The organism is Nonomuraea endophytica, from assembly GCF_014203235.1.
Lineage (GTDB): Bacteria > Actinomycetota > Actinomycetes > Streptosporangiales > Streptosporangiaceae > Nonomuraea > Nonomuraea endophytica.
Genome location: NZ_JACHIN010000001.1, coordinates 383,055 through 394,064, shown reverse-complemented (window position 1 = coordinate 394,064; position 11,010 = coordinate 383,055). Strand labels below are relative to the sequence as shown.

The 11,010-nt window shown below is 71.8% G+C and carries 12 protein-coding genes; 9 read left to right on the top strand and 3 right to left on the bottom strand.

Translation table 11 applies throughout. The features are described from left to right. Positions 1 to 79 precede the first annotated feature (79 nt). Together HNR40_RS01780 and HNR40_RS01775 are read left to right on the top strand one after the other, a co-directional pair. On the top strand, positions 80 to 358 hold the full coding sequence (locus HNR40_RS01780) for a hypothetical protein (protein ID WP_184957886.1): 279 nt from the start codon (positions 80 to 82) through the stop codon (positions 356 to 358). A 69-nt stretch (positions 359 to 427) separates the two neighbouring features. Beyond that, positions 428 to 586 (top strand): hypothetical protein, encoded by a 159-nt coding sequence (locus HNR40_RS01775; protein ID WP_184957885.1) that lies wholly within the window; start codon positions 428 to 430, stop codon positions 584 to 586. On the opposite strand, the gene HNR40_RS01770 is transcribed toward HNR40_RS01775, so the two are convergent. Then, complete coding sequence (locus HNR40_RS01770) at positions 573 to 1,499, bottom strand: AraC family transcriptional regulator (protein ID WP_184957884.1); 927 nt, start codon at positions 1,497 to 1,499, stop codon at positions 573 to 575. The genes HNR40_RS01775 and HNR40_RS01770 overlap by 14 nt on opposite strands. Before the next feature lie 82 nt (positions 1,500 to 1,581). Between HNR40_RS01770 and HNR40_RS01765 the strand changes: the two genes are divergently transcribed. Next, positions 1,582 to 2,403: an NAD(P)H-binding protein gene (locus tag HNR40_RS01765; protein ID WP_184957883.1), complete on the top strand. Its 822-nt coding sequence runs from the start codon at positions 1,582 to 1,584 to the stop codon at positions 2,401 to 2,403. Here the strand turns inward: HNR40_RS01765 and HNR40_RS01760 are convergent. Beyond that, a complete protein-coding gene (locus HNR40_RS01760; RefSeq protein ID WP_184957882.1) occupies positions 2,400 to 2,792 on the bottom strand; it encodes a MarR family winged helix-turn-helix transcriptional regulator in 393 nt (130 codons plus the stop codon). The genes HNR40_RS01765 and HNR40_RS01760 overlap by 4 nt on opposite strands. A gap of 87 nt (positions 2,793 to 2,879) precedes the next feature. Between HNR40_RS01760 and HNR40_RS01755 the strand changes: the two genes are divergently transcribed. The 4 genes from HNR40_RS01755 to HNR40_RS01740 all read left to right on the top strand — a co-directional run bounded on the left by HNR40_RS01755 (position 2,880) and on the right by HNR40_RS01740 (position 6,185). Next, positions 2,880 to 4,286 (top strand): MFS transporter, encoded by a 1,407-nt coding sequence (locus HNR40_RS01755; RefSeq protein ID WP_246508288.1) that lies wholly within the window; start codon positions 2,880 to 2,882, stop codon positions 4,284 to 4,286. A 58-nt stretch (positions 4,287 to 4,344) separates the two neighbouring features. Beyond that, on the top strand, positions 4,345 to 4,947 hold the full coding sequence (locus HNR40_RS01750) for an AMIN-like domain-containing (lipo)protein (protein ID WP_184957880.1): 603 nt from the start codon (positions 4,345 to 4,347) through the stop codon (positions 4,945 to 4,947). Between the two features lie 5 nt (positions 4,948 to 4,952). Further along, positions 4,953 to 5,303 (top strand): cupin domain-containing protein, encoded by a 351-nt coding sequence (locus tag HNR40_RS01745; protein WP_184957879.1) that lies wholly within the window; start codon positions 4,953 to 4,955, stop codon positions 5,301 to 5,303. A 63-nt stretch (positions 5,304 to 5,366) separates the two neighbouring features. Further along, a complete protein-coding gene (locus tag HNR40_RS01740; RefSeq protein ID WP_184957878.1) occupies positions 5,367 to 6,185 on the top strand; it encodes an NAD(P)H-binding protein in 819 nt (272 codons plus the stop codon). Positions 6,186 to 6,296: 111 nt separating this feature from the next. Here HNR40_RS01740 and HNR40_RS01735 read toward each other — a convergent pair whose 3' ends face one another. Continuing rightward, positions 6,297 to 9,266 carry an ATP-binding protein gene (locus HNR40_RS01735; RefSeq protein WP_184957877.1) on the bottom strand — a complete coding sequence of 990 codons (2,970 nt, stop codon included), beginning with the start codon at positions 9,264 to 9,266 and terminating at the stop codon, positions 6,297 to 6,299. Between the two features lie 22 nt (positions 9,267 to 9,288). Here HNR40_RS01735 and HNR40_RS01730 point away from each other — a divergent pair, with 22 nt between their 5' ends. Both HNR40_RS01730 and HNR40_RS01725 read left to right on the top strand, forming a co-directional pair. Further along, positions 9,289 to 10,368 (top strand): adenosine deaminase, encoded by a 1,080-nt coding sequence (locus HNR40_RS01730; RefSeq protein WP_184957876.1) that lies wholly within the window; start codon positions 9,289 to 9,291, stop codon positions 10,366 to 10,368. Continuing rightward, entirely contained in the window at positions 10,365 to 10,979 is a 615-nt protein-coding gene (locus HNR40_RS01725) for a PH domain-containing protein (protein WP_184957875.1), read from the top strand. Before HNR40_RS01730 ends, HNR40_RS01725 begins: the two co-directional genes overlap by 4 nt. Positions 10,980 to 11,010 lie beyond the last annotated feature (31 nt).

Here is an 11,010-nt window from a genome sequence, read left to right as displayed (position 1 = left end):
GACGGATGCCTATGGGCCCGTCACCCATCGCTCGTTACCGTGGCTCTGACCCTCTCGGCGCACGATGGGACGGAGCACCATGAGAGCATCCAGCCTGGCCGTGGCCCTGAGCGCGGCGGCGCTCGTCGTCTCGGCGTCCGCCGTGCCGGCGCGGGCGGCCGTCAGCGACGCCGTGTGCTTCAACGGGCAGCGGACCGCGACCGGCGGCGGCTACTACAAGGTGACGGCGGGCGGCTGCGACGGGCACAGCGGCACGACGGTCACCATCCGCTTCGGCCCCGCGGCGGGTGACTACTCGTGCGGGTGGACGTTCGTGTGGAACAGCCAGCTCGGCGCCGAGAACTGCACGCTGGTCTGAGAAATAAGCGGGCGGCCCCGGGTGTTCACGCTTTCTAGTTAAACTTTCAACTAGAAAGGGCGTCCAGCCATGGCCGTCGAGCATCTGTTCATGCTGATCATGGGTGTCGTCATCGCCGCCGCAGTCGCGCTCACTCCGCTGGCCCTGGCCCTGCGGGGCATCAGGAGCGGTGAGTGGCCGGTCCTGCACCGCAGGCTGGTCATCTGGCGCGGGTTCATCGTGCGTTGACGCGGTGCTGGCTCGGGCGGATGCCCAGGGTGCGCTTGAAGGCCACGCTGAGCGCGTAGGCGTTGGAATAGCCGACCTGGCGGGCGATCACGTCCACGGTGTCGTCGGTGCTCGCGAGCAGGTCGGCGGCCTGGCAGATGCGCCACTCGGTGAGGTAGGCCATGGGCGGCTGGCCGACGAGTTCGGTGAAGCGCTGGGCGAAGGTGGCGCGGGAGGCTCCGGACTCGCGGGCCAGGCCCTCGACGGTCCACGGCCGGGCCGGATCCTCGTGGATGGCCCGCAGGGCCCGGCCGATCAGCTGGTCGGAGTGCGCGGCGTACCAGGACGGGGCCTGTGAGTCGGGGCGGTCGAACCACTCGCGCAGGCTGGAGACGAGCAGCAGGTCCAGCAGGCGGTCGAGGATGGCCTGCTGGCCCGGCTTGTCGCGGCTGATCTCGGTGACGATCATGTCCATGGTCGCGCACCGGCCGTCGCCGGCCGGGATGAGGGCCACGCGGGGCAGGGCGTCGAGCACCCGCTGCGACACGCTGCCCTTCACCTGGAAGGTGCCGGTGAGCAGGACGGTCGAGCCGAGGTCGCCCGCGTAGCCGCACATAGCCAGGCCCCCGGCGTCGCCGCCCTCGGGTGTGGTGCACACCTCGGCGTTGTGGATGACGGCCATGGGCGCGGTCTCGGGGCAGTCGGCCACCGTGTACGGCCCGGGCCCGCGCACGACCGCCACGTCCTGGGTGCCCAGCCGGACCGGCGAACCGCCCTCGGGTGTCACCCAGGCCTCGCCGCTGAGCATCGTCAGCAGCGTGAGCGGCGTCCAGTCCATGAACCGCAGCGCCCACGGGGCCCGCACGTACGACTGGTCGAACAGCGCCCCCGCGGGCCGGACATCGTGCAGCAGGCTCGACAGCGCGTCTTCCATGGAACCGAGTCTAGACGCTCGAACATCTTTCCTGGACTCCCAGCCATTCAGAGTCCGACAGCCGTCGGGTTGACTGGAACGTATGACAGAGATCCTGGTACTGGGCGGCACCGGCAAGACCGGCCGCAGGGTGGTCGCGCGGCTGCGTGAGCAGGGCTTCAGCCCGAGGGCGGCCTCCCGCTCGGGAACGCAGCGCTTCGACTGGCAGGACGAGACGACCTGGGAGGCGGCCGTCGCGGGCGTACGCGCGGCCTACCTGGTCGACGCGCAGACCAGCGACGCGGCCGAACGGCTGCGCGCCTTCGGCGAACTGGCCGTGGCCCAGGGCGTCGAGCGGCTGGTGCTGCTGTCGGCGCGGGTGTGGGGCGAGTTCGGCGAAGGCGGCGGGCTGGCCGGCGAGAAGGCGGTCCAGGAGTCCGGGGCGGAGTGGACGATCCTGCGCCCGACCTGGTTCGCCCAGAACTTCAGCGAGGATCCGCTGCTCAGCGAGCCGGTGGCCGCGGGCGAGGTGAGCCTGTCCACCGGGGACGGGCGGGAGCCGTTCGTGGACCTGGACGACGTCGCCGACGTGGCCGCCGTGGCGTTGACGGAGCCCGGCCACGCGGGGGAGATCTACGACCTGTCCGGGCCCGAGGCGATCACCTGGGGGGAGGCGGTGGCGGAGATCGCGCGGGCGGCCGGCCGTACCATCGTCTTCAGGTCCGTGGACGGCGAGGAGGTACGGCGGCAACTCGTCGCGCGCGGATACCCCGAGGCGTTCGCGACCGGGGTGGAGAGCCTGTTCGAGCACATCAGGCTCGGCCGGGGCGCGGTGCTGTCCGACGGTGTGCGGCGGGTGCTCGGCCGTGAGCCGGGCACCTTCCGCGCCTACGCCGAGCGGACCGCGTGGGGGACCGGCGCCTAGGAGACCGGGACCGGGACCGGGGCGTCGGAGAAGATCTCCAGGAGCACCGCGCGATGGGTGGGCAGGGCCTCGGCGTACCGCCGGCGGCCCTCATCCGTGATCATCACGAAGACGCCCCGCCGGTCGACGTCGCAGACGAGCCTGGTGACCAGATCGGCCTTCTCCAGGCGGGCGATCACGCGGGAGAGCGCGCTCTGGCTGAGGTGGACCTCGCCGCAGAGCGCCTGGACGCGCAGCTTGTCGTCGTGGCGGATCATCCGGTCGAGCACCTCGAACTCACTGGCGCCCAGATCGTGCTTCTCGCCCAGCTCGCGCTCCAGCGAGCACATGGCCTTCGCGTGCTTGGCCAGGACGTAGTGCCAGGTCCCGACCACGAACTCCTCGTCCATGACGCGGAGGTTACCATCCCGATAAATCTCATGCAATGGAATTAAATGCTGTTGCATTTGATGCAGTTGCATGTAATGTTCCATCCCATGTCCACTTCCTCTTCCCGTTGGGGCGCGCTCGTCGTGCTCTGCGCAGTGATCTTCCTCGACGCCCTCGACGTGTCGATGGTCGGCGTGGCGCTGCCCGCCATCCAGCACGACCTGGGGCTCTCTACTTCTTCTCTGCAATGGGTTGTCAGCGGATACGTGCTCGGATATGGCGGTCTTCTGCTCCTTGGCGGCAGGACGGCTGACCTGCTTGGGCGACGCAGGGTGTTCCTGGTCGCTCTGGGCGTCTTCGCGGTGGCCTCCCTTCTGGGTGGCATCGTCGACGACGGCGCCCTGCTGATCGCCGCCCGATTTGTGAAGGGCGTGAGCGCGGCGTTCACCGCGCCCGCCGCTTTGTCGATCATCACCACGACGTTCCCCGAGGGGCCGAAGCGCAACAAGGCGCTGAGCGTGTTCACCGCCTCGGGCGCCAGCGGTTTCTCTCTTGGCCTCGTCTTGTCCGGTGTGCTGACCCAGCTGGGCTGGCGCTGGACGTTCCTGATGCCGGTGCCGGTCGCGATCATCGCGCTGATCGCCGCGCTGAAGGTGCTGCCCAAGGTCAAGGAGGAGCGGGCGGAAGGCGGCCACGACCTGATCGGCGCCGTGCTGATCACCGCCTCCATGCTGCTGCTCGTCTTCACCGTCGTGCAGGCCCCCGAGGCCGGATGGACCTCGCTGCGCACCCTCGGCTCACTCGCCGTCGCCGTCCTGCTGCTCGGTCTGTTCGTCTTCGCCGAACTGCGGATGAAGCACCCGCTGGTACGGCTCGGCATCCTGCGCTCCGGCCCCATCGTCAGGGCCAACCTCGGACTGGTGATCCTGTTCGGCTCCTACGTCGGCTTCCAGTTCGTCGCCATGCAGTACTTCCAGAACCTGCTCAAGTGGTCGGCCATGGAGACCGCGCTGGCCTTCCTGCCCGCCGGAATCCTGGTCGCGCTGACCTCCACCAAGATGGGCGACTTCGCCGACCGCTTCGGCACCGCCCGCCTGATCACGATCGGCTCGGCCGCGCTGGCCGCCGGATACGCCTTCTTCTTCGTCGGCATCTCCACCGCGCCCAGCGTGCTCGGGATGGTGCTGCCCGGCATGGTCCTGCTCGGCATCGCGTTCGCGCTGTCGTTCCCGTCGCTCAACATCCAGGCGACGAACGGCGTCCACGACGACGAGCAAGGGCTCGCCTCCGGCCTGCTCAACACCTCGGGCCAGGTCGGTGGCGCGGTCGTGCTCGCCGTGGTCACCGCCGTGCTCACCTCGGGCGGCACCCTGTCGATCGAGGCCCTGCGCGGAGGGATCGTGGTCTCGCTCATCCTGGGCGTGGTCGGGCTCGGCATCGCGCTGACCGGCCTCCGCTTCCGCTCGGCGCCGGCTGTCAAGGCCGACGAGACCAAGGTGTACGAGACGGTCTGACCCAGTTCGTGAAGGGCCCCGCCGGGTGCGGGGCCCTTTCGCTGGGCATACACCGGGTATGCGGCCCACACGCAGCTTCGCGGCCCTGCTGTGCCTCGCCGTACTGTGTGGATGCGGTACGGCCCGCACCGGCGGCACCACGGCCACGGCCAGTCCTCCGACCGGCGCGCCCACCACCGGCGCGCCCACTTCCACCACCAGCTCGCCGCCCGCCTCCCCGCAGGAGCCCGCCCCCACCGGCACCGCGGAGATCGAGGTCGACCGCTCCGGCGGCGTGGCCGCCGTCGTGACCGGCGTCCGCTACGCCACCCACCCGAACTTCGACCGCGTGGTCGTCGACCTCAAGGGGAAGATGCCCGGTTATACGGTCACCTGGGTGGACGAACTCGTCGAGGACGGCTCCGGCAAGCCGATCGACGTCGAGGGCGGCGCGTACCTGCAGGTGATCATCACCCCGGCCGACGCGCACACCGCCAAGGGCAAGCCCACCTGGACCGGCGGCCCGATCTTCCAGGCCGACCTCGGCAACGTCAGCAGCGTGGTCAAGACCGGCGACTTCGAGGGGCGCGTGGGGGTGGGCATCGCGCTCGACCGGCGCGCCGGGTACGAGGTCACCGAGCAGCACCGGCCCAACCGGCTGGTCATCGACGTGGCACACTGACTTCCGTGGTCAGAAAGATCGAAGGGGCGACCCGGATTCCGGTGCCCGGCGGCAAGGTCATCGACGAGCATGTCGGCCGCGTGAACAGCGGCGACGAGGCGATCTCGATCGCCCACATGGTGGCGCCGCCCGGCTGGGACGAGCCCGCCCAGACGCCCGAGTTCACCGAATACACCGTGGTCCTGCGCGGCACCGTCCTCGTCGAGCACGCGGAAGGCACCACCGAGGTGCGCGCGGGCCAGTCGATCGTGACGGAGGCCGGGGAGAAGGTCCGCTACAGCTGCGGGCCCGAGGGCGCCGAATACGTCGCCGTCTGCCTGCCCGCCTTCTCGCCCGACGCGGCGCACCGCGACTAGCGCCCGCTACATCCGATGTAGCGCCCCCTGAGTGAGAACGGAACTGCTCACCAGGAGGACACCATGACCATTCTCGTGACCGGCGCCACCGGCAGCGTGGGCCGCCACATCGTCGCCCAGCTGGTCGAGCGGGGCGAGCGCGTACGCGCGCTGACCCGCGACCCGTCCCGCGCCACCTTCCCCGCGGGCGTCGAGGTGGCCGCCGGAGACCTCCAGGTCATCGAGTCGCTGGCGCCCGCGTTCGACGGCGTCACCGCCCTGCACCTCATCACCGTGGGCGGCGAGGGCCTGCCGCTGCTGCCCAACGGCAAGGAGATCGTCGAACTCGCCGCCAAGGCCGGGGTCGAACGCGTCTCCGTGCTGAGCAGCTGGGACGAGGGCAGCGTCGAGGCGGCCCTGCGCGAGAGCTCGCTGCCCTGGACCCAGTTGCAGGGCGTGGAGTTCATGGCGAACGCCTTCGACTGGCAGGACGAGGCGCGTGCCGACGGCGTGATCCGGGTCTTCGGCGACCACCCCGGCGCCCTGGTGCACGAGGCCGACATCGCCGCCGTGGCGGTCGCCGCCCTGACCTCCCCCGGGCACGAGGGCCGCACGTACCTGCTCACCGGTCCCGAGCTCACCACCCCCTCCGAGCGGGTACGGCTGCTCGCCGAGGCCACCGGGCGCGATCTGCGCTTCGAACCGCTGACCGAGGCGCAGCTCCGGGAGCGCATGGCCGCCTGGGGGATGGACGAGGAGACCATCGAGTTCGCGGTCATGCTCGGCACCAACCCCCCGGCCGCGGGCTCCACGATCCTGCCCACGGTCCAAGAAGTCACCGGCCGTCCCGCCCGCACCTTCGCCCAGTGGGCCCAGGAAAACGCCGCCGCCTTCCGCCCCTGACCCCACCACCCAGAACTCCCACAGCTGACCCGGCCGCTGACGGGTCCGAGGCGAGGTGTTCCGGGGATCCGGGCGTCGGGCATCTCGGGTTCTCGGGGATGGGGTGTTGGGTTACCAGGTCCAGGTGATGGGGTCGGGGGGTTGGTAGCGGCAGGTGGCGCCGGTGGAGATGCTGGCGCGTAGGTGGGCGGCCAGGTCGGGGTGGCGGTCGTCGAGCTGGCGCAGGGTGTTGCGGATGCGGTTGGTGACGGCCTTGCGGGCCCGCTCCGCCTCGTCGCCCAGCCGGCGCGAGCGGCCGCCCAGCCCCACGGCCTTGCGGAGTTCGGACAGCAGCGCCTGCCGTTCGGCGTCCAGGGCGGCGACCTGCTGGTCGTTCCCGCGCACGGAGGCCCGGTCGATCTCGTCGTCCAGGAGCTCCAGGCGCCGCCGGTACTGGGCCTTGGCCTCGTCGTCGAGGACCGCGTCGCCGCCCATGCGCCGGGCGGCCACCGCCTCGGCCCCGCCCGCCGGGTTCAGCAGCTCGACGGCGGGGATGTCGGTGCCAGGACTGCCCATCAGGGTCCTCAGGTCACGCAGGCCCTTGGCGTCGGGGAGATGGGCGGTGCGGCCGGCGAAGGTCAGCGTCCACACGTCGCCGTCCAGCCGGAAGACGCTGGCCGCGCGCTGCGGCAGCCGTACCCGCATCCCCAGCTCTTCGGCCTCGCGGGCGACGTCGGCGAGCAGCGCGCCCGGGTCCTCGCCGGCGGCGAGGAGGGCCTCGGCCAGGTGCGCGCGGGACAGGACCGACCACGGGCGGGAGCCGAGGCGGTCGGCGGCGCGGTAGGCGGCGGTGAAGCCGTCGGCTGCGGCGCGCCAGCGGCCCTGGGCGGCGTCGAGCACCGCGGCCCAGTGCTCGAACGGGCCGTCCACGACGATGGTCGAGGTCACCGCCCACTGCCCGAGGTGGGGGGCGATGGCCTCGCGGGCGTTCTGGCAGAGTTCGGGGTCTTTGGAGAGCGCCGCGGCCTGTGCCTGGAAACGGAGCCAGAGCGGCGCCATCCAGGTCAGCAGGTCCTCGCCGCCGGCCATGAGCCGGGTCAGGTGGTTGAGCGCGCCGCGGGCGTCGCCGCGTTCGGCGGCCGTGACGCCGGCGAAGAGGGGCAGGTTGGGGCTGCGGGCGGCGCGCATCTCGGCCAGCAGCGCGTCGGCCTCGTCGAAGCGGCCCTGGAGCAGGGCGGCCGAGAGCATCTGGGTCCAGCGTAGTTCGGCGCCGCTGACGTAGGGCTGCTCGCCGAGTTCGCGGGTGGTCTCCGACAGCGCCCTGGCCTCGTCGAAGCGGCCTTGGAGCAGCGCGTGCCTGGTCCTGATCACCATGGCCTCGTGCTCGAACAGCGGCAGTCCCGAGCGCTCGGCCTGCCGGAGGAAGTCCTGGTCGGCGGCGGTGTGGGCGGGATCGCCGAGTTCGAGCAGCGCGCTGGCCCGCCAGGACAGGGCGTGGAGCAGGTGCTGGGTGTCGTTGGCCCTGGTGGCGACCTCGGCCAGTTCGTCCGCCAGCGCGACCCGCTCCTCGGCCGTGCCCGGCCGCCAGATCGCCGACAACCGGGCCAGCAACGTGAACCCCAGCGCCTGATCGTCACCCGCGTGCCTGGCCCGGTCGGCGGCCAGGCCGCTCAGCTGCTCGCCCACGTCGTCAGCGGACGTGGAGGCGGCCTCGCCGCGCACCAGCCGCCGGTGCGCCTCGCGCACGAAGTCGGGGAAGCCGAGGTGGTAGAGCTTGAGCGCGGCGTGGGCGAGCAGGCCGGGGTCGTCGAGCTCGCGGGCCGCCGCGATGGCCGCCTCGATCGCGCGTCCGCCCTCCTCGTGCTCGCCGATCCGCTGCAGCGTCAGCCCGAGGTCGAGCTCGATCCCTGTACGGCGGGCCCGCTCCGCCCCGGGCACCAGCTCCAAAGCCCGCCGGTAGTGCCCCACGGCCTCCTCGTCGGCCAGCCGCGCCTCGGCGTCCAGGGCGGCGGCCAGCAGAAGGGCGGGCGCCTCAGGCACCTCGGCCAGATAAGCGTGATGGGCCAGCGAAGCCGGGTAGGCGGCCGTGGAGCCGAGCGCGGCCAGCGCCGCCGCGTGCCCGGCCCGCCTGCCCGCCTCGTCCAGCTCCGCGTAAAGCGTCTCGCGCACCAGATCGTGCACGAACGCGTGCCGCCCCTCTCCCAAGGGCGCGACCAGCTTGGCCGCCACCGCCTGCCCGAGCGGCACGGCCACCCCCCGCCCAACACCCGCCGCCACGCCCGGCGCCGAACTCCCCGCGCCCCGCCCCACGCTCGCGGCCAGCACCTCGTCCGCGAACTCCCGCCCCAGCACCGCAGCGGCCCGCAGCGTCTCCCGCACCTCGCCCGACAACCGCGACAGGCGGCGTTCCACCGCCGCGCGCACCTCGGCCGGGATCGTGTCCAGCGGGCTGCCGCCCTGCCACAACCGGGCCGCCTGCTCGACGAAGAACGGGTTGCCGCCGGTGCGCCGGTGGATCTCGGTCACCAACTCGTCGTCCGGCCGCAGCCCGGTGGTCCTGGCGACCAGCTCGCCGACCTCCTCGCGGCCGAGGCCGGACAGGGCCAGCGTGGTCGCCTTCAGCTCCGGTGGCAGCTCCGCCTCGCCCTCCCGGTACGTGCCGATCACCAGGATGCGTTCGAACCAGGCGTGCCGTACCACGAACTCCAGGAGTTTGAGCGAGGCGGCGTCGGCCCAGTGGAGGTCCTCCAGCACGATCACCACGGGCCGCTCGCGGGAGAGGGCGACGAGCTGGGCGGTCACCGCGTCGTAGAGCTCGAAGGGGGTGCGCGCGGACTCGAAGACGTCGGCGGCGGGGTTCAGCCTGCGCACGACCTGCACCCACGGCCAGTAGCCGGGGGCGCCCTCGCCCTCCCAGCAGGCGGCGCTCAGCACCTGGGCGCCGGCGGCCACCGCGTGCCCGGCCGCCTCGGCGACCAGCGTGCTCTTGCCGACGCCCGCCTCGCCGGTCACCAGCACCAGTGAGCCGTGGCTGGTGAGCGCGCGTCCGACCTCGCCGCGCAGAATCGCGGCGGGGTGTTCTCGTCCGATGAGGATGGCCATCAAGGCACATTATGATGGCGAGATGAGCCAGCAGCCGACCCCAGACGAGATCAGGCGCGCGCCGAAAGTCCTGCTCCATGACCATCTCGACGGCGGTCTGCGGGCCGAGACGATCGTCGATCTGGCCCGCGAGTCCGGCTATGACCGGCTGCCCACCAACGACCCGGCCAACCTGCGCGAATGGTTCCAGGAAGCGTCCGACTCCGGCTCGCTCGTGCGCTACCTGGAGACCTTCGACCACACGGTCGGCGTCATGCAGTCGCGCGAGTCGCTGGTCCGGGTGGCCGCCGAGTGCGCCGAAGACCTGGCCGCCGACGGCGTCGTCTACGCCGAGGTGCGCTACGCGCCCGAGCAGCACACCACCACCGGGCTCAGCCTCGACCAGGTCGTCGAGGCGGTGCTTGAGGGCTTCCGGCAGGGCTCGGAGGGCCGCGGCATCAAGGTCGGCACGCTGCTGACGGCCATGCGCCACCAGGCGCGTTCGATGGAGATCGCCGAGCTGGCCGTGCGCTACCGCGACGTCGGCGTGGTCGGCTTCGACATCGCCGGGGCCGAGGCCGGATACCCGCCCACCCGTCACCTGGACGCGTTCGAGTATCTGCAGCGGGAGAACGCGCACTTCACCATCCACGCGGGCGAGGCGTTCGGGCTGCCGTCGATCTGGCAGGCGATCCAGTGGTGCGGCGCCGACCGGCTCGGCCACGGCGTCCGCATCATCGACGACATCACCGTGGCCGACGACGGTTCGGCCAAGCTCGGCCGGCTCGCCGCGTACGTGCGTGACAAGCGCATCCCGCTGGAGATGTGCCCGACCTCCAACCTGCAGACCGGCGCCGCCGCCTCCATCGCCGACCACCCGATCGGGCTGCTGCGCCGCCTCCACTTCCGGGTCACGGTCAACACCGACAACCGGCTCATGAGCCGCACCAGCGTCTCGGAGGAGTTCGTCAAGCTGGTCGAGGCGTTCGGCTACGGCTGGGATGACCTGCAGTGGTTCACGGTGAACGCGATGAAGTCGGCGTTCATCCCCTTCGACGAGCGGCTCGCGCTCATCAACGGTGTGATCAAACCGGGGTTCGCGCAGCTCAAGTGGCAGTCATGAAACAGGCCTTCCGCTCCAAGTTCGCCTATGTGCTCGGGTGGGTGTGGGTGGTGTTCGTCGCGGCCAACGCCGTCGACCTGACCATGCGCTACTCCGGCAAGTCCTCGATGGTCGCCGGTGCGGTGCTGGGCGTGCTGACCGCGCTCATCTACCTCATCGCGCTGCGCCCGGTCACGCTGCTGCAGGAGCGGGCGCTGACCGTCCGCAACCCGTTCCGCACGACCGTGATGCCGTGGGCGTCGGTCGGCGACGTGACGGTCTCGCACGCCATCACCGTCGGCCAGGCCGGCGGCGAGGAGTCCGTGCGGCTCTGGACGCCGACCGCCACCGCCCGCGAACGCGCCAAGGCCCAGGGCCGGGGCTTGGCTCCGGCCAGGCGCGGCCGGCTCAGGACCGAGCCGACCGTGACCAAGGCCGAGCAGGCGGCGCAGGAGGCGTTCGCCGGGAAGACCCACGCCGACTGGGTGGGCGACCAGATCACCGAGCGCGCCGAGGCGGCCCGCCACCGCAAGCAGGAGGCGGGCCCGGTGACCACCACGTGGGCCGTCGACTCCCTGGTGGTCGTCGGCGTCGCGCTGGCCCTGGTGGTGGCCGCCGTCATCGTCCCCTGACCGCTGCAGGCGTCCCGCGACCGCTCAGCAG